This is a genomic window from Formosa sp. L2A11, from assembly GCF_009796865.1.
Taxonomy (GTDB): Bacteria; Bacteroidota; Bacteroidia; order Flavobacteriales; family Flavobacteriaceae; genus Formosa.
On record NZ_CP047028.1, the window covers coordinates 3,302,378 to 3,325,611 of the forward strand.

The following is a 23,234-nucleotide window of genomic DNA, read 5'->3' on the forward strand; positions in this document are numbered from 1 at the left end:
CAGCCTAAATTCAATTTTAACCTGTAGCCATATTTCAGGACTAGACATTGAAAATGAAAAAAATACTTATTATATTATTTCTTACTTATAATTTAAGTTCTTTTTCGCAAACGCAAGCAGAAATGAATAAAGATTCATATTTAGAATATAATGCATCTGACAAACAATTAAATGAAGTCTATAAAACCATATTGTCAGAGTATAAAACGGACACGCTTTTTATAGAGAATTTAAAAAAATCTCAACGATTATGGATCCAATTCCGAGATGCCGAAATGGAAATGAAATATCCTAATTACCCAGAAAAAATGTACGGTTCTATTCAACCAACTTGTAGAGCACTTTATTTAAAAGCGCTAACAGACAAACGAATTGAAACGCTGAATGTTTGGGTTACAGGAATTGAAGAAGGTGATACTTGTAATGGTTCTGTTAAAATTATTTAAGAAATAAATTAATAGATAAAATAAGATTAAGTCTCAATTTTGAGAATAATTCTAAATAAAAATTATTGTCGTAAAACAAATAAAACACATTACTATAAACAAAAAGCGCTTGTTATTTTCATAACAAACGCTTTCACTCAATAAAAAAACCACCAACAAAACTTTCTTTATATCTTAAATATTTTTAATACGTTGTGTCGTTACAGGTCCTAATTCGTAAGACGCTGCTAACAATTCTTTTTTCAGGATTTTGGCTTCCTGTATTTTACCATTGTCTTTGTAAATCTGAGCAACATGTAATAAAATTGAAGGTTCAGAACTTTTTCCTTTTACATGTGTTTCTATAATATCTAAAGCTTTTTTAGACTCCCCTTTTTTATAATAACTCCAAGCAAGCAAATCGTAAGAGTGTGCTGTTGGTCTGTTTTGTACTTCTTTCTGTGCTAATTTTAAAGCCGAATCAAAACTTTCTAAATCGTCTGTGTATACTATTGTATTGTAGGCATTATACATATCGCCATATTTTTTATTTTTCACAGCTTTTAAATACGCATTTAAATGATTAGACTTAGAGGCATCATCTTGCATATATTCAGCAATTTCTGCTTTTAAAAGTTCGTAATCTGGGGTTTTATGATATGCTGTAACCCCATTTAAAATACGCATAGCTTCTTCTGGATTTTTATCGTTAGAATACACAATCCATGCAATTCCTTTTTTCGCATAAGCATCTGAAGGATCTAATTCTAAAGTCTTTAAATAATATTGGTAAGACTTTTCTATTTGTCCATCGTGCCCGTAAAAATCTGCGATGTTTGTATAAATCCATTGTCTTGATCCTGGATTTTTAGAAGACTCTGCCATAGCTAGGGCTTTTTCCATATATTTAATAGCTGCTTCTAAATTTCCTTCATGATCTTGCCATTTTGCTAAACGAATGACATAATCGAAATCATTAAAATCCTGAATTTTATTTAAATACACTTTAGCTTTTTCAGTATTTCCTAATTCTAAATACACATCGAAAAGCATATTTTGTGTGCCTTTTAAATGTTCGCCAATGGTTTCAGATTTTTCAAGTAATCCCAAAGCTTCTTTAAAACGGTGTTGCGAAATATAATTTCTTGCCAAGGCTCTTAAATAACCAGATTTAGCATAATGTGTACGCGTATTGGCTAGTATTAAATCTTTTTCTGCTTCAATTAAATAATCAATATCTCCTGTAATTTTAAACATAGAAGACAAAGACGCTGCTTTCTTTAGTAGGTATGGAAACTGATTGGGGTTTTCGCTTAACTTACCGTTCCAAAACGCATAATCAGCTTCTAAAGTTAGCAACGCTTTTTTGTCTACTGTTTCTACATAGGTGTTATAGTCGCTCGTTTGAGCTATTTTTTTTGTTGTTTTGGTATTACAACTAAAACAAAGTAATGCAAATACCAAAAGTGTAAGATGTTGTGTAGTTTTCATGATATTGAGTGTTTTTAATATTATAAAACACTAGGATAAATAGCATGTTACCCTAGTGCTTAATTTAAATTACCAAGCAGAAGCTAGGTAAGGAAAAGAGGTTAAAAATGCTTTATCGTTAGCATCTACATTATCGTTAGATAATCCTGGATTTTCGGTAAAATCTTCACCTCCAAAAATCAATAACAATTCAACAGTAATTACATCGTCTGCCAATGCTCTTCCTGTTAATACATTTGTACCATCGTAAAATGTAGTTGTTCCGTCTAAAGACACTGTTAAAACGTCTGTAGCCAATACATTTGTAAATGTTTCGGCATCTAATCCTAATGCATTTGTGTCACCTTCCATAGCGTAAGCTGGACTTAAACCTTCTAAATTAGTTTGAAACATAGTTTGAAATGCCGCACCTTGTTCTGAAGGAATAGCTACGTTAAAGTCATCTTTCGATACCGATGACACAAACACAGTATTAATGGCTGGTCTCCCCATTTGATCCGCTTGCATGTAGGTTCCTGAAAAATCAGTTTCTACCGGATCTATTGTCATATTATTATCGTCGTCGCTTGAACAGTTAAAGGCTAATAATGAAACGCCCACTGCTAATAGTGTATATTTTAAAGTTTTCATATCTGTATGTTTTTCAATTAGTTAATTATTGTTTTGTTTTAGATTCTACCCAAGTATTTATTGTACCTGAACCACCAATCATGCTTTTTGGTACTTCTACCACTACAGACATTACGTTAGTTCCTGCAAATGTGTCGCTTCCAACTTCGTTAAAACTTGTAGCGTTTCCTGCAATAATTTCAGTGAATTGTGCGAAATCCATAAAAAACGGATCGTCTCTTGGTCCTGCAAAGAATTTCATGTCGTTACTGTTTTCAATAATTGCTGTACCACCGTAAGCAGAAATATCTACCATAGAAGTTGTTCCTGTAGTTTCAATAGCACTACTTAATCCTGTTGTGGTTGGTTTTACTGGTCCGAAGAAATACATAACGCCATCGCGAGGAATGGCCTGAATAACGTAGTCTTCAATTTTATCATCGTTTGTATCGATGTTAATTTCAATTAAAGTACTCTCGTCAAACATTGCATCTGCAGAAACTGCTGGACTTAATAACCCTTGTACATTAGCTACAAAAACGATATTGTCTGTATCTTCACCTTGAAAGGCATAGAAATCTGTAATATCGCTTGTACCACCTTTTACTGCTGGAGCATCAATATGATCGGCTGCTACCATAAAGAAACCTGCTACTGATAAAGCTCCGATTCCTAAAATAATTTTCATTTTTTTCATAATAGTTGAGATTTTTAGTTAATGATTTATTAGACTCTCACACATACCTACGAAAAAAAGAAAAGTGTGGTTTTGTTAAAATTATGTTAACGTTAAAAAAATTGAGATTTTGAGCTTTAAAAACTACATTTGTAAGACTAAGACTAAACCCTATGAACCCATCGGCTAACGGTTGGATAAAAAAACTAATTAAAGAGTTATCCAATAAAACCTTATTTGACAATCCGTCTGATTACGACTTCTACAAGTCTTTTAGATACTCTGGGTTTATATATGGATATAATGTTAAGGTGGTAAACGACTATATTGTTAATCCAGATTTTACAGAAGAAGAACTCTGTAAAGTGAATTTATGTTTAGCTTTTATTAATACGCACAAAACTAGCGGTACCAAAACAGATCTTTTTGAAAGTATTATTGATTTTTACACCGCTATAAACGAAAATAAAACCTCGTTCTTAGGCGATCTTTTAGGACGAGATTCTGCAGAAGCTTTAGTTGAAAAAATAATGCATAAACGTATTCAGATACACGAAAACGTAATCTCTAAAAACTTTAACCATTATATTACTAATGTTTTATTGTACATAGACATTATTGCTTACGATCATTTCTTAGAACATAAATCGATAACTAAAGCCTACTTAGAGACTTTAGAGTCTACTATAATTACCATAGTTCTTGAAGCTTTAAACTTAAAGTCTGAAAAAAGTGATTACGATAAAAGTTTAATAGAATTATTCCAGTCGTCTTTACGTTACGAGCAAGTTGGACAATTAACGTACAAAGAAGCTATAGACAATGCAAAAACACTAAACCATAACTTATACTATTTAGATATTGCCTGTATGGCAGCATGGAGTGATGCTTGGATAGAACCTACTGAAGCTGAATTTCTAGAAAACCTAAGTAAAACTCTACAAATAAATGATAAAGAACGAAATGAATCTTTAAACTCCATTAACCTATTTTTTAACACCAATCGTGATAAAATACCATTATTAAGTGCTAAGAATGTTGTAAAGAGTTTTTACAACAGGTCTTCGCAAATGGTAAGTAAACTAATTATGAGAAATAGTAATAGGTTATTACAAGAATTACGAGATAGTAAAGAGTTAATGATTTTACTCTCTAAATCTACCGTTCGGGATTTAACTGCTGAAGAACAAAAAAAGGTTAACGAACAACTTTTAGATATTTTTAAAAGCATTCCGAGTTTAGCAATATTCCTACTTCCTGGTGGTGCAATTTTATTACCTATAGTTATTAAGTTTATCCCTAAACTATTGCCATCTGCTTTTGATGATAACCGTATTGTGGAAGACGACAACGTTTAAAAGGTATTTCAAGCAAACACTATTCTAACCAATCCTTAAACGTTTTTACACGTTCTCTGGCTACAATAACCTGATCGTCTTTATAGGAATTTAGTTTTATTTCTAATCGCGAATTGGTGTAATTCACCATATCGTGAATGGCATTTATATTGACTATAAATTTTCTATTTATTCTAAAGAATGCATTAGGCTCTAATTCTTGTTCTAACTGATCTAATGTTGAATTTAAAAGATAGTTTCGCCCTGAATTGGTATGCAAATACGTCCCTTTGTTTTCGCTGTAAAAGCACTCGACATCGTCACTATTAATAAGTTTTAAATGCTGACCAACTTGTACAGAGAATCGTTTTTTGTATTGACGATCTAAAGGATTAACCAGTAAATTCTTGATTTCGTTAAAATCGAGAACCACTTGTTCTTGTTTTGGGATTCTAGATTTGTACTTCGCTACCGCTTGCTCTAAATCGTCTTCGTCTATAGGTTTTAGTAAATAATCTATACTGTTTAGTTTGAATGCTTTTAGCGCATATTCATCGTAAGCCGTAGTAAAGATTATAGCCGACTTAATAGCTACACTTTCAAAAATCTCGAAAGACAAACCATCACTTAACTGAATATCTAAAAAGATAAGTTCCGGATGTTCATTATTTTGAAACCATGTTATCGATTCTTCAACAGAATGTAACATCACATCGGCTTCCAGGTTTAACTGCGCTAACATACGCTGTAAACGCCTTGCAGATGGTTTTTCGTCTTCTATAATAATGACTTTCATAAGTGGTAAAATTTCTAATATTAAACTGAATGTGGGTTAGTACTGCGTGAGCGATTGCAGCAAGCTACCGTGTAGCGCGGAAAGCGCGGTTTTGGAGCCTTAGCGGAAAAACACGCCCAAATTATTCCCATTTATGGTTTTTCTCCTTATTCATAAGTTCCTTAATTTTCTCGTCTTCCCAATTTTTTCCAATAACTAGAGTTGGTAAAAATACAGACACACCATGAGCAAACAAACCAATACCCCAAGATCCTAAGGTTATAAAATTTTGCCATTGAAAGTAAGTTTCTCCTGGATCCAAATTTTTAATATTTATAAATACGAGTAGTAAATTAACAACTACATATACTAAAGCATGTCTGTAAAAACCACTAATGCGTTTAACTCGTTTTTTAGCGCGTTCGTAGCGTTCTTGTTCGAAGTATGAATTTTCCATTAGTTCCATTTTTTTTGTTGTTTTTCTTCCTTTAAAATAGCTTCTATTTTACGCTCTTCCCAAGATTTTCCATAGCCGAATACAGAAAACCCGTGAATGATAAGCCCCATTCCCCAACCTAACATCGGGTACCAAAACCATTGGTGTCCCCAGAAGGTCTGGTAATTAATAAATATTAAAAATGGAATGACAACACAGTAGGATACTAAATTTCCGTAAAATCCTTTAATCTCTTCTACGCGTTTCTTTGCACGATAATACGCATCTTGTTCGTTATAATTATGTTTTGGTGTTTCCATTATGGCTATACGTTTTGTAAGTATTGGTAATTTTACCGCGAAATATGTTTGGGTTTCGTCTACCAATACGTTTCTGTTAGTTAATATGGAGTAGCGATTTACAATATTTTGTAACCCTACTCCTTTTCTGGTTTGTAAAACCTCTTTCTTTTGTAAATTATTCTTAACAACTAAGACATTGTCTTCTATTGTTATGGTAATTTCTAATGGTTTTTGCTCGCTTACCGTGTTGTGCTTTATAGTATTTTCCAACAACAACTGTAAGGATAAAGGCACCACTTTAGCCTCTGGATTATCGTAGTTTTCTGGTAAATGAAAAACGATACTGTTTTCGAATCGCATTTTAAGCAAATTCATATATGTTTTTGCAAACTTTAATTCTTCCTCTACCGTAACTAATTCTTTATCTTTTTGTTCCAACACATAACGGTAAATTTTAGATAAAGACACTGTAAACCGTTGTGCGCTATGTGGATTTTCTTCAATTAAAGAGGTTAATACATTTAAACTGTTGAATAAAAAATGTGGATCGATCTGATTTTTTAAACTCTCGAATTGTGCACTTGCCGTGCCCGCAATAACCTTTTGCTCTTTAAGTTTATTCTGCTGATAGGCATTGTAATAATATACAATATGAAAAACGGTTACGATACTAATCGTTATCAAGAAGCCAAAAACATAATCTGAAACCCTTTCGGTTGCAACAAACTCATTAAACGAGCGTCCTTGATACACCATTTTGGTAAACCCATGAATAATAAACAATCCAATAATTGTTATTACTGATGCACCTAGAAAACCTACGCCCAGTCTTAAAAGGTGTTGACTATTTTTCCATGGGCGCTTCGATAAAAAATCGAAAAAAGCCATATTAGAATATCCCAATACAAAAGCATACAGTTGGTGAAAGGTAAAATCTATAAAGAAATCATTAATCGAATTATAATTAAATCCGTTAAACCACAAGTTTACAATCAGGTAAACCACACACCCTAATCCAAATGTAATTGCTAAACTTTTTACTGATTTAATCATATTTTTATTCTTATTTTTCACATGAAGCTAAAACCTGCTTAGCGCGATCTTCTCCCCAAAGCGGATGAAATGGTGTTTCTGGTTTAAAGTTAACAAAAAGTTCCAATGCATGTGCGATATCTTTACAGAACGGCGCTGTATCCTGCCCAAAGTACTTGGCACTTCCCATGCCCCATTCTGCTTTACTTAAAACAACCATTGGGTTTTCTGGAGCAATCGCATTGGCTTTAGCATATAACTCTGTGATTTTTGCCGAATACTTCATACCGTAAGTCATCCCGTCGAACGCCACCCAATTGGTGTAAATCTGAGCCTGTAGCACCATCATATCTGCATTATTAGCACTAATACCTTCCGCAGTGTTTAAATACGCTTGTGCCTTATCTAAATTGGCTTTAAGCACTGTGGCGTCTTTCTCTCCCCAACTCTTTAAACTGTTTAATTGTGCCACATAGTAGTTTGGTAACCATTGGTCGGGTTCTGCTGTTGCAATACGCTCGAAAAGTTGTTCTGCTTCTGTAGTATTGTTTTCTTGCCATAAAGCAAAAGCCTTTTGCATGCCTGTTTCAAAATCGGATTGTGCGTTAGCTACTACATTCACGAAAAGCACGACTAAAAGAATTAAATGTTTCATATTGTTTTGGTTTATTAATTGTTATAGAACAAATATCTATGTAAACGCTTGGTTTTTAAAAAGCGAAATACTGAACTGTTGTTTTAGTATGATGAACTGTAAAGGATTATATTTTAAGATCTTTTTACCCTAAACACGCTATACGTTCATTTTTTTCATCGATAAAAAAACCCTTCGTCTACGCTCTGGACGGGCCAAGCAAAAAAATCTAGGCTTACAAATCTTTATCTAAATTTCAAGAACTCGCTACAAAATCCAGTAATTTGAAACGATTGAATCAGCTCAAACAGCTTGAAATTTTGCGATGCTTTGACGTCAAATTTTTCGATAAATTTTCGATAGGACGAACACCTCAAAAACATAAGCGTTAAAGACATGAGAACAGAACACTTTATATTCGATTCTTTTAAACTAAAACTCTTACAATCTAGCTTATAAATTATCTAATTGATTATCGGTACCATTATCACTAATTGTCCAGAAGAAACCAATAAAGAAGAACTGATCTGCAGCTGGTTTTAAAGCACGCCTGTTATACACGCCATTACTATTTGGTGTGCTTGCATATTGGTAGCCATTCACGTTTTTAAAATCGAGTGCATTGCTTACAGCTGCATATAAGATTTTTTGAGGACTTATTAAATATGCCCAATTCAGACTTAAGTTATTATAGGTTTTAGTTTTCTGATTTAGAAACCCTGTTTCGTTTGGATTGGTGTAGGTACGTCCAGAAGCTAAACTGTAACTTAAACCAATCTGACTTTTCCAATCGTCTACCCAATATTTTCCGACTACGGATAAGTTGTGTGTATTAGCAAAATTTGGCTGTGCAGCGGTTGGATAATTCTTATAATCGCGTTCGGTATCTAAGTAAGAATAGCTTACCCAATAATCGAAATACTTAAGCGTTTTAGAGTCTCTAAAAAACAAGTCAACACCTTTCGCATAACCGTACCCGTTATTATTAAACTCACTAGTAAAATCAGAATATTCCGTATCGTATTTCACTAAATTTGTATAGTCTTTATAATAAGCTTCAGCTCTAAACAAGCGTCCATTTACATTAAACTGATAATTTAATATATAATGACTAGTTTCTTCTGAATCAATATTTTGATTAAATTTTAAAATGTCATTATTCGGATTTTGGTAAAACGAACCATACGCTAAAGACACTTGACTTTTAGCTGAAGTTTTATAAGCCAACGACACACGAGGTGCCACTTCAAAAGCTTTAAAAAGCGCACTGTATTCTGCTCTAATTCCTGCTTTTAAAGCGAGCTTTCTAGTGAAGACCATATCTGCTTCTATGAATGCTGCTGCGATGTTATTATCGAATCCGTAAGACTCAGAATCGACAACATCAGACGCGTAAGTTTCACTGAAATTAGTCCCAAAATACTCTGTCCCAAAGTTCAGTTTAAATCGATTATTGAACTTGTATTTCAATCTAAATTTCGCATGAATAGAATGCTCAGTATTATCTATCGTTTCATCTATAACATCTACATCAGAATTGTTATTAGTGTAACTCGCGCCAGCAAACACAGACCAATTTGAATTTAGCTTCCCTTGATACGAAGAGTTCACATACAAGTTTTTGTTTTTTAATTGATAATGCACACCATCTGTATAATCGATATCTTCCTGAGTCAATTCAAACTGGCTATATTCAAATGCAGAATACAGTTTAAACAACCCTTTATTTAGTTTTTTACGATAAACAGCTTCACCAGAAAAACTTTCATAAGGCTTATCCCAATCGTTTCTATCCGGAAACAGCTTCATATAAGGCGCCAAATTTATATATGATGCATTTACACTCAACGCACTTTTTCCCCATTTCTTGGTATGTCCTAGCGCTCCACCAACCGTCATGAGACTCATATCTGTTTTGTTTTGTTCTGGCTCATCAATAGTATTTAATAACAACACACTGGATAGCGCCTGACCATATTCTGCTGAGTACCCTCCAGTTGAAAACGTAATCCCATCAAACAAAAATGGCGAATACCGCCCTCTAGACGGCACATTATTAGCACTTGGGGCATATGGTGTAAATACACGAATACCATCAATAAAAATCTGAGTTTCATCTGCTTCACCTCCTCTAACAAACAATCGTCCATCTTCGGCAACCGTTGTCGTTCCTGGCAACGTTTGAAAAGCGCCAACAAAATCGCCCATCGCACTTGCTGTAGTGACCACATCTAAAGACGACAATGCATTTACCTTGCTATTATCTCCTGCTGAAAAGGTTCCTGCCGAAAGCACCACTGCATCTAACGCATTCACATCTTCACGAAGCTTAACAACTATATCCTGAAAACCCGATACATTCATAGTTTTACGATACGTTTCATAACTTAAAAAAGATACGATTAAGGTCTGATCATCGACTTCCGATGTTTTAAAACTAAATGCACCTGAATCATCACTAGTTCCGCCATCGTAAGAGCCTTCAATATACACATTCGCACCAGCAATAGGATTTTGTTTCGCATCTGTAACACGACCTGAAATTAAGGTTTGAGAAAACCCTATATTTATTGTAAGCAAGCAAGCTAAAATTAGAAGATGTTGTAATTGTTTCATGTTTGATTGTTTTAATTAGCAGTACAAAAATGAAACAGAATACAGGGTTTGAAAACTAAAGAAAACTGAACTGTTATATTTTAAGGATGAATTGAAATAATTGCTTCTTTTTAGTAAAATTGAATCTTAAAAATTCAAACTATTTCACCAATCAATAACACAAAAGGTCTAAATTAAACTCAAAATAACACACTAACAGCAACTAAAAACAAACAACTTTTTAATCCCCAAAACACTTACAATTCGTTTATTTTTTGCATCTTTAAAAACCAGACTTCACAAATATAAAAATGCATTTAAAAAACACTATAAGTATTATCTATGATTGCATGTTAAAAATCTAAAAATCAAATCAATAAAACACACAATACAAATAATAAGTTTAATACAAAAACAATATACAACTAAGCTTTAACATATTTAAAAACAGAGTGATTTCACTTCAAAAACTGATAAAAAGCAGACGATAAAAGACTTTTTTAAACACCATTTTAAATCAAAAAAATAAAATCTATTGTAACAATTTCGATATAAAAGACACTAATATCTTAACTAACCTCTCGACTTGAACAAAGACCAAGAACATAACTTTTTAGAATTGCTTGAGGAGCACCAAAACATCGTACATAAAGTGTGCCGTTTGTACACGAATGACTATGATGCTCACAACGATTTATTTCAAGAAATTACCATTCAACTTTGGAAAGCATACCCTAAGTTTCGTGGCGATGCAAAGTTTAGTACCTGGATGTATCGTATTGGATTAAACACCGCTATTACGTTATACAGAAAGTCGAAACGAAGAGTTACCACACAAGATTTTGATGCGGTACAATTTAAAATAAAAGCAGAAGATTATGACGATACCGAGGAAGAGCAATTAAAACTGCTTTACAGTGCCGTAAAACAATTAAACGACATTGAAAAAGCCCTTGTATTATTGTATTTAGAAGATAAGAATTATAGAGAAATTAGTGAAACTATGGGAATTAGCGAAGTAAATGCTAGAGTGAAGATGAATCGTGTGAAAACAAAACTTAGAACCATTTTAAATCCGTAAAGCTATGGATGAATTAGATCTTTTAAAGAAAGACTGGAATAAGCCGGAAAATCAGAATTTTCCGAAGCTGTCTTATAATGACCTATATACTATGCATTTAAAGAAATCCTCTTCTACCGTGAAATGGATTTTTATAATTAGCTTATTAGAGTTTATATTTTGGACTATTATATCCTTTGGAATTAAGGATAATAAAAGCATGAAAGCGCTTAAAGGAACCGATGCCGAAACCGTTTTAAATGTATTAACTGTTCTTGGTTACATTATACTCTTTTATTTCTTTTATTTGTTTTACAAAAACTACAAGAAAATATCGACTACAGACAGCACTAAAAAACTGATGGAAAGCATTTTAAAAACCAGACAGACCGTAAAGCAATATGTCGTTTTTAATTTAGCATTTATAGTTATATCTACCGTAGCAGTTTTAGCAATAGAATTTAATCAAGATCCTAACTTCGGGGAGCGCGCACACGAAGCAGCTGCAAGTGGACACATCTTTATGTTTTATTCTAAAATTATATTAATTACTGCAGGTATTTTAACCATTACAATAACTATTCTTTTAGGGTTTTATGCCCTGATTTACGGAATCTTACTAAAACGATTAGATCGTAATTACAAGGAACTTAAAAAAATGGATCTATAGTTTTAGTTAACACTAATTAATAAGAGATACAAGCTTACCTAACACCAATATCCTACAAAATAAACCTCAAAGAAAAAGGCTGTATAACTAAGTAAAACTAGTTATACAGCCTTTTCTGTATTATTACGTTTAAGTACAAAACTTATTTACGATTGATATCTTCTTTTCTTATTTAGCTCTTCTATATCCTGAATTTGCTGTTTAGTAAGTACCTTTAAAAATGAAGGATGCTGTTCTATAGAATATTCAATTTTTTCAACAATATCATCAATGGTATCATTCTTATAATCGATGTCTAAAGGCGCTTTAATCTCCATAGATTGAAGAATATTCTTTTTCTTAACACGTAAGCCCTTTTTATCAAAAGAACGTCTAAAACCGTCTATAACGACAGGAATTACAATAGGCTCGTAACGTTTTATAATGTGAGCAGTTCCTTTTCTAATAGGTTTAAATGGTGTTGTTGTTCCTTGCGGAAATGTAATAACCCAACCATCTTTTAAAGCTTTAGCAATACTAGAAATATCACTCATTTTAACTTGTCTATTCACATCTTTACCTTCAGATCTCCAAGTACGTTCTATACTTATAGACCCTGCATAAGCAAAAATTTTAGGTAACAAACCCGCTTTCATAGTCTCTTTAGCAGCGACATAATACAAGTTTAATTTTGGGTGCCAGATGTAACCAATATTTTTTATTGAATCTTCTCGCCCACTTAAACTCGCATTAAATACGTGAAACATCGCAACAACGTCTGCAAAGTAGGTTTGGTGATTAGAAATGAAAAGCACATTTTTATTAGGCAAATCTTTAAGAATTTCTGATCCTTCAATTTGAAGTTCATTAAACCCTCTAAAGCGCCTATGCGTTAGAATTCCTAGAAATCTAATAATCCATTTTTTGAATAAAAGTATATGTCCGAAAGGATTTCGCTTCAATAATCCCATGTTTTTTTACGTTTTTTAGAATTAACAAATGTAGGGAAAACTCAAAGATATCGCACTTCTTTTAAAATGTCTTTTACTTCGCTTAGCATCATAGCCGTTGCTCCCCAAACAATATAGCCTTGCAAAACAAAGGCAGGAACAGCTACATTTGTAGCGTAAGATGTTGTTACTCTTTTAGTCACCACATTTTTTTCATTTAAAAAATCTGTCAACGAAACTTCTATTACAGCATCGACTTCACTGTCTTGTTTTAAGAAATTTGGTGTTTTTTCAACTATTCCTATAAAGGGTTGCACGATAAAATGACTTGGTGGAATGTAAATATTTGTAATTTTACGCCAAACTTCGATATCGTTTTCAGGCACGCCAACCTCCTCAAATGTTTCTCGAATGGCTGCCGTTTTAAGGGAATAATCTTCAGGCTCGACCTTTCCTCCCGGAAAACCAATCTGAGCAGAATGCACGCCTTTATAAGTGTTTCTTAAAATTAAAACCAACATGGTTTCGTGAGCTTTATTAGGATAAAACAGAGCCATAACCGCTGCTTTTCTAGCTGTTTTCATCTTAATAATATTGTCTTCTACTAATCCTTCTCTAAAAGGCGGAGACATTTTAAACTGAGATGCTTCGGCTGGAAGCGGTATATTTTCTATTTTTGATCTCAACTTTATAAAATCATCAAAATTCATTTATGAAATTCTTAGTCTACTGTTGTATATTCTTTTTACTATTTAATTGTGAAGATACGAAATCTAAAAAAAATAATACTGTAAAACCTACAATAGAAACACCTATAAAACAGACTTTAGAAACAGACACAATAAAAGAACCTGTTAAAGATAAACGTGAATTTCCTGTATTAACAGACGATAATGCTATGGAGTTTTTCCTTGAGTATGAAAAGAAAAACAAAGAGAATAAAGTAAGAATTACTACAGAATATGGCACAATAGATATTTTACTTTTTAATGAAACTAAATTCCATCGCGCTAATTTCATCTATTTAACTAAACAAGGTTATTTTACTAATACACAGTTCTATAGAGTGGTAAAAAACTTTATTATTCAAGGCGGAAGTAGCGATGATCCTGAAATAGGAAAACGTCGTGTTAACATTGGAAAATATCTTTTACCAACAGATGCCAAACGTGGCTTTAAACACGATAGAGGTGTTATTTCTATGCCAAGTAGCGATATTGAAAACCCATATAAACTAGCCTCTCCTTATGAGTTCTTTATAGTACAAGCTGCTGGAGGCGCACACCATTTAGATGGAAATTACACCATTTTTGGAAAAGTAATTAAAGGCATGGATGTGGTTGATAAAATATCTAATGTAGAAACCGACAATGCAGAATGGCCTTTACATAATGTTTATATCGAGAAGGTAGAAATTATTAATTAACCTCTTCAACTTCATCTTTATAAACATTTGGCAAGCTAATTTTAAAACGCACAGCCAATAACCTGATTATAATAATAATCATCCCAGAAATTAAATAAATAAGATTACTTTCTAACTGTAATTTACGCAATAAGAAAAAGGAAAAACCTCCTATAATACAAGCCGTAGCATAAATCTCTTTTCTAAATATTACAGGAATCTGATTACACAAAATATCACGCAAAACACCACCAAAACAAGCTGTCATGGTACCTAAAGAGATGCAAATAATTGGGTGTAACCCTAAATTAATTCCCTTTTGTATTCCAACAAGCGTATATAAACCAATCCCAATAGTATCAAACAAAAACATAGGCGTTTTTAAATAATCTATCTTTCGTTTTATAAAAACAGCTATAATTGTTGTTGCCACGATAACATACACGTAAGTCATATTCTTCATCCAAGAAACAGGCGTGTTTCCTATAAGAATATCTCTAAGCATTCCTCCTCCTGTTGCCGTTACAAAGGCTATAATTATAATTCCGAACGCATCCATTCGTTTATTTAAGGCTATTAAAACACCAGAAATAGCAAAAGAAATGGTTCCTAAAATATCTATAATATAAAACATACGCTATGGTTTAATTTATGACCTTCATAATTAAAGAATTGGCAAATGTATACTTTAATAACTGTTTACAAAATCTAATGCATAAAAAAACCCTTTAAACAACTGCTTAAAGGGTTATAAAAATATTGTAATGAATGTATTAAACGGTAGTTTGTCCTAACCACGCTTTCATCATCCAGATTGTTTTTTCTTGTTCTGTAATAAAGTCACTCATCATTGAGTTTGTACCTTCATCTCCAGCATCGTCTGATTTATCTAAGATTGCTCTTTCTAGTTTTAATAAAACAGATAAAGAATCTACAATAAGTTGAACTGCTTTAACATCGTCTGATATATTTTTACCAACAGGCACTTCTGCATGGTGTGTGTAATCTTGGAATGTATGTAAAGGTGTTTCTCCTAGTGTTAAAACACGTTCTGCAATTTCATCAACTTTAAGGTTTGCATCTGTATACAACTCTTCAAACTTAACATGTAATTCGAAAAACTGCTTTCCTTTTATATTCCAGTGAATTCCTCGTAAATTTTGATAATACGTTTGAAAGTTTGCTAATAAACTATTTAAATCTACTGCTAAATCTTTAGTTTTCTTAGAGTCTAATCCTAATATATTAAGTTCCATAATCTATTTTTTTTATATTGATACAAATTTAGTCTATAATTAACAGATGTAATAATCAGTTTTATTGATTGATTTTATAGTTTTATAGTCTAAATTTATACCATGACAATAACACAACTATATTACGTTTTGGCTGTTGCCGAAAACCAGAACTTCACTAAAGCTGCAGAGAAGTGTTTTGTAACACAACCTACATTAAGCATGCAAATACAAAAGCTTGAAGATGAACTAGATGTACTTATTTTTGATCGTGGTAAAAAACCTATCGAATTAACAGAGATTGGTAAAAAAATTGTAAATCAGGCTAAAAATATTGTAAACGAATCTTACAGAATTCAAGATATTGTAGACCAACAAAAGGGCTTTATTGGTGGCGAATTTAGATTAGGTATTATACCAACCGTTATGCCTACGCTTTTGCCAATGTTTCTAAATACATTTATAAAAAAACACCCCAAGGTTAAGCTTATTATTGAAGAGATAACTACCGAAGAGATTATAGCACGATTAAACGAAGGCCACTTAGATGCTGCAATAGCAGTAACGCCTTTACAGTCTGAACTTATAAAAGAACGTGTTTTATATTACGAACCTTTTATTGGTTACATTCCAGAAAACCACAGATTATATAAGTCTGAAGCTATTACTCCAGACGATTTAGATGTAGATGACATGCTTTTATTAGAAGACGGACATTGTTTTAGAGAAGGTGTTTTAAATATCTGTAAATCGTTAAAGAATAATAAGGAAAGTAATTTTCAGTTAGAAAGTGGTAGTATAGAAACATTAATAAAACTCTCTAACGAGGGCTTAGGAATGACGTTACTGCCCTATTTGCATACTTTAGACCTAAACCCAAATGCGCAACACCACTTAAGACAATTTCAAGACCCATCTCCGGCGAGAGAAGTGAGTTTAATATACCATAAAAGTGAATTAAAAATGCAGATTATAGAAGCCCTGCAATCTGTAATTTCGGGAATTGTTAGAGGTGCAATTACTTTTCAGAATGTAAAAATTATTAGTCCGCTACCTAAAAAGAAAGCTTTAGCTTCTTAACAAAGAAACCCCATTAAAAATTGAACATAAAAAAAAGCAACTAGTACTAGTTGCTTTTTTTTTATGCTTTTAAATATATTAAGCATGTATCTAAATCAGGGTTTTGTTGTACCATAGATTCTATAAAAATCTTGAGCTCTTCAATCTCATAAGGTAATAACCTCTGAAGGGCTTTTTGTACTTCTTTACAAAACAACGTAGCATCAAAACTAACTTTATTAAGTATAGTTTTGGTATACTCAAACATTGCTCTTGCCATAATTATTTAATTTAAGTTAAGTAATTTTTTTTAAAAAGTAATGTGTTCTATACAGAACTATAACGTTTTAATTTTTAATAAAAATAGAGTTTTATATCTTAATAAAAACCCAAAATGCAAATAACTTTGTTAAAATCTATTATCTCCGCTTAACAAATCTCCTAATCCACCAAGTACACTTCCTTCTCCTTTTTTGTTGTTACCACTAGGTAAAGCAGAAAGAATACGACCTGCTAAACGGCTAAATGGTAGAGATTGTACATAAACAGTTCCTGGGCCAGTAAGTGTTGCGAAAAACAATCCTTCTCCTCCAAAAACAGTATTTTTAATTCCACCAATAAATTCTATATCGTAATCTACATCTTTTGTAAAACCAACAATACATCCTGTATCTACACGTAATTTTTCTCCAGCTTGTAAAACCTTTGTTGCCAATGTTCCTCCTGCATGAACAAAAGCCATACCGTCTCCTTCTAACTTTTGCATAATAAAGCCTTCGCCTCCAAACAATCCTCGTCCTAAACGCTTAGAAAACTCGATACCTACGCTTACGCCTTTTGCTGCACATAAAAAAGCATCTTTCTGGCAAATTATTTTACCGCCAAATTGTGTTAAATCTATAGCTAGTATTTTACCTGGGTAAGGCGATGCAAAAGACACCGAACGTTTTTCATTAAGGGTATTATAAAAAGCAGTCATAAATAAACTCTCTCCTGTTAACAAACGTTTTCCTGCTCCAAAAATGGAATCCATAAAACCTTCATTTTGTTTAGAGCCATCACCAAATATGGTTTCCATTTTAATGCCCTCATGCATCATCATAAAACTACCCGCTTCAGCAATTACGCCTTCATTTTGGTCTAGTTCTATTTCTACATATTGCATTTCTTCACCATAAATATGATAATCTATTTCGTGTGCTTTCATAATATCTCTGTTTTAAGGTTACTTATATATATTGATGAATAAAACATTTTGTTACAAAATATTCCATTCGTTTTACAATATATAAACACATAAGCTTCATTAAATATAGATAAAATTACTAAGACTACATCGCTTAATACACGCTCTTAACCTTAGTTTTATTTTTAAACTCATATTTTAATCCTACATTAAAATAAAAGCTGTTTGGCATATCAAAATCATACACCTCTTCATTATCATAGTCTTTAATTTGCAAACTATTATACACAGAATATCCTCCGTTTACAGTTGCTTTAAAGTGTTTCAAGAATGTGTAATTATAACCTAAACCAAGTAAAACACTAGTTTGTCTTAAGGTTCCTGAGTATTCAATTTTATAAACATCAATACCATCATTAATGTTACCAGTAAATCCAGTTAATGTTGCAAATCCTTCAAATTCATGATTTTCTGCCATTGTCCATTTAACACGCATATCTGGGACACCTATTTTATAGGCCCAAGCTTCATCTAACCTTTTTGTATAAGACAACACGGGTATTGGGTAATTTAGACCATATTTTATGTCGTAAGCCGCACCAAAAGTCCATATTGTGTTATTTTCTTCATTATACTTCTCTAAAGTAACCAAGGCATTAAAGAATAAATCATCTCCTTTTATTTCGTTCTCACCAAAATTTGAAGAGACCTGAGTTTCTCCCATCAAATTTAAGGCCCAACTATCGCTTAAACTTCTTTGGTATTTTAATTTAATACTAAAAGATTTAAAATCTTCAATTTCTTCCGTGTCAAAAGGAACATCATCATCTACATAGTTATAACTTGCACTTTGGACCTTTCCTCCAACTGTAAATTTTTCTGTACTCGTATTTATTACAGGATAATTTAAACCTGCTTCTAATTTAATTACACTACCTACATCATAACTTGGAAAAAAATCTGAGTTTACATAGATACCATCTGTGTCTTGGGCATAAGACATTTTAGCCCCTAACAATAACAAAAGAATCAATACTTTCTTCATATAACAATCTTACTTTTAATAATAATTTTAGAATGGTTCTAGTTCCATTCCACATATCAAAAGTGTTTAAAATATGAGGTATAATCAATTGAAATAGATACGTGGGATTAGTATATAGAGTAAGTAGTCTATTTTATCGACGAAACTATTTGCGATAAAACAGACTGTATCCCTTTTAAACACTATAACATTTAAGAGTAATATATTCTAAAGTTAAGACTGAAATATTAAACATTAATTTTTAACTCTAACCGTCCATTCGAAATTAAAAGTAGAGACTTCTATACCGTCTTCATTAGTTCCTATAGATTTCATCCAAACGGTTTGTCCTTCACCTGTAGCTATAGTTTTTTCAATGGCACCTTTAACTTTATGGCCTTCATTACATACAAAAGAGATTCTCCCGGTTGCTTTTTTTGTAAAACTAGCAGTGTTACTTAGTACCAACATCGATATTTTCTTACCACTTTTACCTATTTCAGATATCATTAAAGCACCAGTTGTTAATTCGGCAGCCATGCCTTGCACTGCCCAAAACATAGATTTAAATGGATTTTGATTAATCCATCTATACTTTACAGTGACTATACATTTGTCTTTATCTATGTGTTTAGAACGTACGCCACATATGTAAGCTGCTGGTAATTTAAACATTAGAAAGCTATTTAGTTTTGAAGATGTTAGTGTCATGGGTTTGTTTGTTTTAGTAAAAATATTGAAAATAATCCATATTCCAATTTGTTAATATTATGTTAATTTACACTACTATGTTTTGCATAATACCTTTTTTAAAACATATATTTGCATAAACAACTATTATATACTTTTTATAATTAAATTAGTATTACTAGTTAGCCGTTGTTTAAAAGACGCCTACAAGAGCAATCTCTAAACAAACATTTCATCAAATAAATCAATCATCATCAATCCAATCAAAAAATGAACAGTTTACATTTAAAACACATTAAAACATGACTCAAACTTTTTTAAAGTCAATTAGTCAAACTAAGCGTCTTAGAAACAATACAAAACACAAAAACAGATGAAAATAGAAAACACAAAAGCACAAATGCGAAAAGGTGTTTTAGAATACTGCATCTTATCTGTTTTAAAAGACAATGACGCTTACGTTGCAGAAATTTTAAAGACCCTAAAAGACGCCAAAATGCTAGTTGTAGAAGGTACCATTTACCCTTTACTTACACGTCTTAAAAACGCAGGACTTCTTAATTACCGTTGGGAAGAATCTACCTCAGGACCACCTCGTAAATATTATGGATTAACCGAAACTGGAAAGTTATTTCTTGAGGAACTAAACACAACCTGGAGTGAACTACAAAATGCAGTAAACATAGTAACAAGTCAAAAAACCAACAGCAATGAATAAAACAGTTAATATAAATTTAGCAGGTATATTTTTTCATATCGATGAAGATGCTTACCAAAAATTACAACGCTATCTTGACGCTATTAAACGTTCGTTTACAGACTCTCAAGGCCGTTCTGAAATTCTTGCTGATATTGAAGCGCGTATTGCCGAATTGTTTAATGAACGTGTTACACACGACAAACAAGTAATTAGCATTAAAGAGGTAGAAGATGTAATCTCTATTATGGGGCAACCTGAAGATTATTTGGTAGACGACGAGATTTTTGAGGACGAACCTATTGCACAACCACGAACTAAATCGGTTAAAAAATTATATCGAGACACAAGCAACTCCTACATTGCTGGTGTTGCTTCTGGAATGGGCCATTACTTAGGTTTAGATGCTATTTGGATTCGTTTAATTTGGGTGTTATTCGCTCTGGGATCTATAGGAACTTTTATTTTAATATATATTCTATTCTGGATTTTGGTTCCTGAAGCTGTAACCACTGCCGAAAAACTAACCATGACAGGAGAACCTGTGAATATTAGTAATATTGAAAAAAACATAAAAAAAGGGTTTGAAGATATTTCTGACACTGTTAAAAACGTAGACTACGAAAAATACGGGAGTAAAGTAAAATCTTCTTCTAAATCTTTTTTTGATACTATTGGAGAGATCCTTATGTTTTTCTTAAAATTATTTGCAAAATTTATAGGTTTTATTTTAGTTGTTATAGGCGCTGTAACCATTTTTGGTTTACTAATTAGCTTATTATCTTTAGGTAGCTCCTCTTTCTTTAATCCCTGGTGGATGGATTATGCAGATGCTGTAAACACAACAGGATTACCTATTTGGCTTGGCTCTTTACTTATATTTTTCTCTGTAGGTATTCCGTTCTTTTTTGTACTTTATTTAGGCTTAAAAATTCTAATAAACAACTTAAAATCTATTGGAAAGATCGCGAAATTTACACTATTAGGCGTTTGGTTAATTTCAATAATTGCAGCCTTTACCTTTGGAGCCAAACTAACATCAGATCATGCTTTAGAATCTATAATTACTAAGAAAGCAACTTTAACGTACAATACCACCGATACGTTACGTATTAAAATGGTTATGAATTCTAAATTCGACCGTATTAATCATAGAAGTAATGATTTTAAAATTGCTTATAATGAAAACGACCAAAAAGTAATTGTTTCTAGAGATATTAAATTAGTTATTCGATCTACAAAAGACAGTATTGCTTCTATTCACATAGAAAAAGAATCTAAAGGCCCTAATTACTTAGAAGCTAAAAATTACGCTGAAAAAATTAGTTATAGCTACACTATTAATAATAACGACTTATTATTAGACAGCTATTTACTTACAGATTATAATAATAAATATAGAGAGCAAAACATTCAGATTATAGTATACATTCCAGAAGGAACATATGTGAATTTAAATAGAAATACACGCTCATTTTTACATTATGAACGCTCTCCAGATAATATAGTGAGTTATGATAATGCCAATCACACGCTTAAAATATTAAAAGATGCTATTGATTGTTTAAATTGTAAAGACTTAGAAGTGGTTGAAAAAGACGACAATGATAATATCGATTTAAATATTAACGACGAAAATGGTTCCTTAAAAATAAACAATGAGGGCGTTAGCATTAAAAACGACAATGTTGATATACAAATTGGAAATAATGGTGTAAAAGCCAAAAGCAGCGAAGTAAATGTAGACATTAATGAAAATGGTATTAACATTACTACAGACACCGATAATTAAAGTAAAAACTCATCAATCAAAAAAACAACAGTATGAAAACTTTAATCATATTTATTACCGCTCTAATACTGGATATATTGTGTTAGAATAACCACAAAAAAGAAAACCCAAACATAATATATGTTTGGGTTTTTTATTATAAATAGAATTTTAAATATACATTAAGATTCTTTAGCAGCTAAGTAACGTTCTGCATCTAAAGCAGCCATACATCCTGTTCCAGCAGCAGTAATTGCTTGTCTATAAACATGGTCGGCAGCATCTCCAGAAACAAATACACCATCTACATTTGTTTTAGAACTTCCTGGTGTGTTAAGAATATATCCTGTTTCATCTAAATCTAAAAAGTCTTTAAAAATATCTGTATTAGGTTTATGTCCTATAGCTACAAAAAATCCAGTTGCAGGCACTTCTGTAAGTGCGTTAGTTTTGTTGTTTTTAACCACAACTCCTGTAACCACTTGTCCGTCTCCTAAAACTTCTTCAGTTTCAGAATTGAAAAGGATTTCTATATTTTCAGTGTTTTTAACACGGTTAGCCATAATTTTAGACGCTCTAAACTCATCACGTCTTACTAACATGGTTACTTTTTTACATAATTTAGATAAATAGTGAGCTTCTTCACAAGCAGAATCTCCTGCTCCTACAAGCACAACTTCTTGATTTCTGTAAAAGAATCCGTCACAAACAGCACAAGCAGATACACCACCTCCTAATTGAAGATATTTTTGTTCTGAAGGTAAACCTAAATATTTAGCAGAAGCTCCTGTAGAAATAATTACCGTTTCGGCATGTATTTCTTGAGTTTCGTTTACCCAAATTTCATGTACATCTCCAGAAAAATCTACTTTAGTTACCCAACCATCACGAATATCTGTACCAAAACGTTTTGCTTGATCCTGTAATTGAATCATCATATCTGGACCAGTAATTCCTTCTGGATATCCAGGAAAGTTTTCTACTTCGTTGGTTGTTGTTAATTGACCACCTGGTTGCATTCCTTGATATAACACTGGCGACATATTAGCTCTGGCAGCATAAATTGCGGCAGTATATCCTGCAGGACCAGACCCTACAATAAGGCACTTTACTTTTTCTATAGTATCAGACATATCTTCTTATCATTTTTTATTACAACAAAAGTAGAATTTTTGAGACAATCCTTACAGTTTAAG

At 32.3% G+C, this 23,234-nt stretch carries 25 protein-coding genes; 8 read left to right on the top strand and 17 right to left on the bottom strand.

What is annotated here, in order from left to right:
• Nucleotides 1–53: 53 nt before the first annotated feature.
• A complete protein-coding gene (locus GQR95_RS14515) occupies nt 54–446 on the top strand; it encodes a lysozyme inhibitor LprI family protein (RefSeq protein ID WP_159023834.1) in 393 nt (130 codons plus the stop codon).
• 174 nt (nt 447–620) lie between these two features.
• On the opposite strand, the gene GQR95_RS14520 is transcribed toward GQR95_RS14515, so the two are convergent.
• From GQR95_RS14520 to GQR95_RS16970, 3 genes are all read right to left on the bottom strand, one after another.
• Nucleotides 621–1,916, bottom strand: coding sequence for a lipopolysaccharide assembly protein LapB (locus GQR95_RS14520; RefSeq protein WP_159023835.1), 1,296 nt, complete (start codon nt 1,914–1,916; stop codon nt 621–623).
• 69 nt (nt 1,917–1,985) lie between these two features.
• Nucleotides 1,986–2,546: a DUF4331 family protein gene (locus tag GQR95_RS16965; RefSeq protein WP_159023836.1), complete on the bottom strand. Its 561-nt coding sequence runs from the start codon at nt 2,544–2,546 to the stop codon at nt 1,986–1,988.
• Nucleotides 2,547–2,571: 25 nt separating this feature from the next.
• Nucleotides 2,572–3,222, bottom strand: coding sequence for a DUF4331 family protein (locus tag GQR95_RS16970; protein ID WP_159023837.1), 651 nt, complete (start codon nt 3,220–3,222; stop codon nt 2,572–2,574).
• A gap of 152 nt (nt 3,223–3,374) precedes the next feature.
• On the opposite strand from GQR95_RS16970, the gene GQR95_RS14535 reads away from it, so the two are divergent.
• The gene (locus GQR95_RS14535) at nt 3,375–4,559 is read left to right on the top strand and encodes an LETM1-related biofilm-associated protein (protein WP_159023838.1); all 1,185 of its coding nucleotides are present in this window, start codon (nt 3,375–3,377) and stop codon (nt 4,557–4,559) included.
• 19 nt (nt 4,560–4,578) lie between these two features.
• Here GQR95_RS14535 and GQR95_RS14540 read toward each other — a convergent pair whose 3' ends face one another.
• From GQR95_RS14540 to GQR95_RS14560, 5 genes are all read right to left on the bottom strand, one after another.
• Entirely contained in the window at nt 4,579–5,334 is a 756-nt protein-coding gene (locus GQR95_RS14540) for a LytTR family DNA-binding domain-containing protein (RefSeq protein ID WP_159023839.1), read from the bottom strand.
• 121 nt (nt 5,335–5,455) lie between these two features.
• Entirely contained in the window at nt 5,456–5,770 is a 315-nt protein-coding gene (locus GQR95_RS14545) for a 2TM domain-containing protein (protein WP_159023840.1), read from the bottom strand.
• Nucleotides 5,770–7,104, bottom strand: a complete 1,335-nt coding sequence (locus GQR95_RS14550; RefSeq protein ID WP_159023841.1) for a 2TM domain-containing protein — start codon at nt 7,102–7,104, stop codon at nt 5,770–5,772. The genes GQR95_RS14545 and GQR95_RS14550 overlap by 1 nt, the downstream gene beginning before the upstream one ends.
• A gap of 10 nt (nt 7,105–7,114) precedes the next feature.
• On the bottom strand, nt 7,115–7,738 hold the full coding sequence (locus GQR95_RS14555; RefSeq protein ID WP_159023842.1) for a hypothetical protein: 624 nt from the start codon (nt 7,736–7,738) through the stop codon (nt 7,115–7,117).
• 432 nt (nt 7,739–8,170) lie between these two features.
• The gene (locus tag GQR95_RS14560; RefSeq protein ID WP_159023843.1) at nt 8,171–10,333 is read right to left on the bottom strand and encodes a TonB-dependent receptor; all 2,163 of its coding nucleotides are present in this window, start codon (nt 10,331–10,333) and stop codon (nt 8,171–8,173) included.
• 565 nt (nt 10,334–10,898) lie between these two features.
• Here GQR95_RS14560 and GQR95_RS14565 point away from each other — a divergent pair.
• Both GQR95_RS14565 and GQR95_RS14570 read left to right on the top strand, forming a co-directional pair.
• A complete protein-coding gene (locus GQR95_RS14565) occupies nt 10,899–11,393 on the top strand; it encodes an RNA polymerase sigma factor (RefSeq protein ID WP_159023844.1) in 495 nt (164 codons plus the stop codon).
• Nucleotides 11,394–11,397: 4 nt separating this feature from the next.
• Nucleotides 11,398–12,042, top strand: a complete 645-nt coding sequence (locus GQR95_RS14570) for a hypothetical protein (protein WP_159023845.1) — start codon at nt 11,398–11,400, stop codon at nt 12,040–12,042.
• Nucleotides 12,043–12,188: 146 nt separating this feature from the next.
• Here the strand turns inward: GQR95_RS14570 and GQR95_RS14575 are convergent, their stop codons facing one another.
• Nucleotides 12,189–12,992, bottom strand: coding sequence for a 1-acyl-sn-glycerol-3-phosphate acyltransferase (locus tag GQR95_RS14575; protein ID WP_159023846.1), 804 nt, complete (start codon nt 12,990–12,992; stop codon nt 12,189–12,191).
• Nucleotides 12,993–13,033: 41 nt separating this feature from the next.
• A complete protein-coding gene (locus GQR95_RS14580) occupies nt 13,034–13,657 on the bottom strand; it encodes a CoA pyrophosphatase (RefSeq protein ID WP_370514504.1) in 624 nt (207 codons plus the stop codon).
• A gap of 26 nt (nt 13,658–13,683) precedes the next feature.
• On the opposite strand from GQR95_RS14580, the gene GQR95_RS14585 reads away from it, so the two are divergent.
• Entirely contained in the window at nt 13,684–14,397 is a 714-nt protein-coding gene (locus GQR95_RS14585) for a peptidylprolyl isomerase (protein WP_159023848.1), read from the top strand.
• Here GQR95_RS14585 and GQR95_RS14590 read toward each other — a convergent pair.
• Nucleotides 14,390–15,010 (bottom strand): trimeric intracellular cation channel family protein, encoded by a 621-nt coding sequence (locus tag GQR95_RS14590; protein ID WP_159023849.1) that lies wholly within the window; start codon nt 15,008–15,010, stop codon nt 14,390–14,392. The two genes, GQR95_RS14585 and GQR95_RS14590, sit on opposite strands and share 8 nt — an antisense overlap.
• Nucleotides 15,011–15,149: 139 nt before the next feature.
• Nucleotides 15,150–15,632, bottom strand: a complete 483-nt coding sequence (locus GQR95_RS14595; protein WP_159023850.1) for a Dps family protein — start codon at nt 15,630–15,632, stop codon at nt 15,150–15,152.
• Nucleotides 15,633–15,734: 102 nt separating this feature from the next.
• Here GQR95_RS14595 and GQR95_RS14600 point away from each other — a divergent pair, with 102 nt between their 5' ends.
• Nucleotides 15,735–16,691, top strand: coding sequence for a LysR family transcriptional regulator (locus GQR95_RS14600; RefSeq protein WP_159023851.1), 957 nt, complete (start codon nt 15,735–15,737; stop codon nt 16,689–16,691).
• Nucleotides 16,692–16,752: 61 nt separating this feature from the next.
• On the opposite strand, the gene GQR95_RS14605 is transcribed toward GQR95_RS14600, so the two are convergent.
• The 4 genes from GQR95_RS14605 to GQR95_RS14620 form a co-directional block, all read right to left on the bottom strand.
• Nucleotides 16,753–16,950 carry a hypothetical protein gene (locus tag GQR95_RS14605; protein ID WP_159023852.1) on the bottom strand — a complete coding sequence of 66 codons (198 nt, stop codon included), beginning with the start codon at nt 16,948–16,950 and terminating at the stop codon, nt 16,753–16,755.
• 129 nt (nt 16,951–17,079) lie between these two features.
• Entirely contained in the window at nt 17,080–17,877 is a 798-nt protein-coding gene (locus GQR95_RS14610) for a TIGR00266 family protein (RefSeq protein WP_159023853.1), read from the bottom strand.
• A gap of 133 nt (nt 17,878–18,010) precedes the next feature.
• The gene (locus tag GQR95_RS14615; protein ID WP_159023854.1) at nt 18,011–18,901 is read right to left on the bottom strand and encodes a DUF6268 family outer membrane beta-barrel protein; all 891 of its coding nucleotides are present in this window, start codon (nt 18,899–18,901) and stop codon (nt 18,011–18,013) included.
• A 234-nt stretch (nt 18,902–19,135) separates the two neighbouring features.
• Nucleotides 19,136–19,591: a DUF4442 domain-containing protein gene (locus GQR95_RS14620; protein WP_159023855.1), complete on the bottom strand. Its 456-nt coding sequence runs from the start codon at nt 19,589–19,591 to the stop codon at nt 19,136–19,138.
• 352 nt (nt 19,592–19,943) lie between these two features.
• Here GQR95_RS14620 and GQR95_RS14625 point away from each other — a divergent pair, with 352 nt between their 5' ends.
• Complete coding sequence (locus GQR95_RS14625; protein WP_159023856.1) at nt 19,944–20,288, top strand: PadR family transcriptional regulator; 345 nt, start codon at nt 19,944–19,946, stop codon at nt 20,286–20,288.
• Entirely contained in the window at nt 20,281–22,059 is a 1,779-nt protein-coding gene (locus GQR95_RS14630) for a PspC domain-containing protein (protein ID WP_159023857.1), read from the top strand. The genes GQR95_RS14625 and GQR95_RS14630 overlap by 8 nt, the downstream gene beginning before the upstream one ends.
• Nucleotides 22,060–22,220: 161 nt before the next feature.
• On the opposite strand, the gene trxB is transcribed toward GQR95_RS14630, so the two are convergent.
• Nucleotides 22,221–23,171, bottom strand: a complete 951-nt coding sequence (trxB, locus tag GQR95_RS14635) for a thioredoxin-disulfide reductase (RefSeq protein WP_159023858.1) — start codon at nt 23,169–23,171, stop codon at nt 22,221–22,223.
• Between the last annotated feature and the right edge of the window lie 63 nt (nt 23,172–23,234).

Bases quoted from the DNA above. Each gene is read 5' to 3' on its own strand.
- GQR95_RS14515 (WP_159023834.1), top strand. From the start codon at position 54: ATGAAAAAAATACTTATTATATTATTTCTTACTTATAATTTAAGTTCT.
- GQR95_RS14520 (WP_159023835.1), bottom strand. From the start codon at position 1,916: ATGAAAACTACACAACATCTTACACTTTTGGTATTTGCATTACTTTGT.
- GQR95_RS16965 (WP_159023836.1), bottom strand. From the start codon at position 2,546: ATGAAAACTTTAAAATATACACTATTAGCAGTGGGCGTTTCATTATTA.
- GQR95_RS16970 (WP_159023837.1), bottom strand. From the start codon at position 3,222: ATGAAAAAAATGAAAATTATTTTAGGAATCGGAGCTTTATCAGTAGCA.
- GQR95_RS14535 (WP_159023838.1), top strand. From the start codon at position 3,375: ATGAACCCATCGGCTAACGGTTGGATAAAAAAACTAATTAAAGAGTTA.
- GQR95_RS14540 (WP_159023839.1), bottom strand. From the start codon at position 5,334: ATGAAAGTCATTATTATAGAAGACGAAAAACCATCTGCAAGGCGTTTA.
- GQR95_RS14545 (WP_159023840.1), bottom strand. From the start codon at position 5,770: ATGGAAAATTCATACTTCGAACAAGAACGCTACGAACGCGCTAAAAAA.
- GQR95_RS14550 (WP_159023841.1), bottom strand. From the start codon at position 7,104: ATGATTAAATCAGTAAAAAGTTTAGCAATTACATTTGGATTAGGGTGT.
- GQR95_RS14555 (WP_159023842.1), bottom strand. From the start codon at position 7,738: ATGAAACATTTAATTCTTTTAGTCGTGCTTTTCGTGAATGTAGTAGCT.
- GQR95_RS14560 (WP_159023843.1), bottom strand. From the start codon at position 10,333: ATGAAACAATTACAACATCTTCTAATTTTAGCTTGCTTGCTTACAATA.
- GQR95_RS14570 (WP_159023845.1), top strand. From the start codon at position 11,398: ATGGATGAATTAGATCTTTTAAAGAAAGACTGGAATAAGCCGGAAAAT.
- GQR95_RS14575 (WP_159023846.1), bottom strand. From the start codon at position 12,992: ATGGGATTATTGAAGCGAAATCCTTTCGGACATATACTTTTATTCAAA.
- GQR95_RS14585 (WP_159023848.1), top strand. From the start codon at position 13,684: ATGAAATTCTTAGTCTACTGTTGTATATTCTTTTTACTATTTAATTGT.
- GQR95_RS14590 (WP_159023849.1), bottom strand. From the start codon at position 15,010: ATGTTTTATATTATAGATATTTTAGGAACCATTTCTTTTGCTATTTCT.
- GQR95_RS14595 (WP_159023850.1), bottom strand. From the start codon at position 15,632: ATGGAACTTAATATATTAGGATTAGACTCTAAGAAAACTAAAGATTTA.
- GQR95_RS14600 (WP_159023851.1), top strand. From the start codon at position 15,735: ATGACAATAACACAACTATATTACGTTTTGGCTGTTGCCGAAAACCAG.
- GQR95_RS14605 (WP_159023852.1), bottom strand. From the start codon at position 16,950: ATGGCAAGAGCAATGTTTGAGTATACCAAAACTATACTTAATAAAGTT.
- GQR95_RS14610 (WP_159023853.1), bottom strand. From the start codon at position 17,877: ATGAAAGCACACGAAATAGATTATCATATTTATGGTGAAGAAATGCAA.
- GQR95_RS14615 (WP_159023854.1), bottom strand. From the start codon at position 18,901: ATGAAGAAAGTATTGATTCTTTTGTTATTGTTAGGGGCTAAAATGTCT.
- GQR95_RS14620 (WP_159023855.1), bottom strand. From the start codon at position 19,591: ATGACACTAACATCTTCAAAACTAAATAGCTTTCTAATGTTTAAATTA.
- GQR95_RS14625 (WP_159023856.1), top strand. From the start codon at position 19,944: ATGAAAATAGAAAACACAAAAGCACAAATGCGAAAAGGTGTTTTAGAA.
- GQR95_RS14630 (WP_159023857.1), top strand. From the start codon at position 20,281: ATGAATAAAACAGTTAATATAAATTTAGCAGGTATATTTTTTCATATC.
- trxB (WP_159023858.1), bottom strand. From the start codon at position 23,171: ATGTCTGATACTATAGAAAAAGTAAAGTGCCTTATTGTAGGGTCTGGT.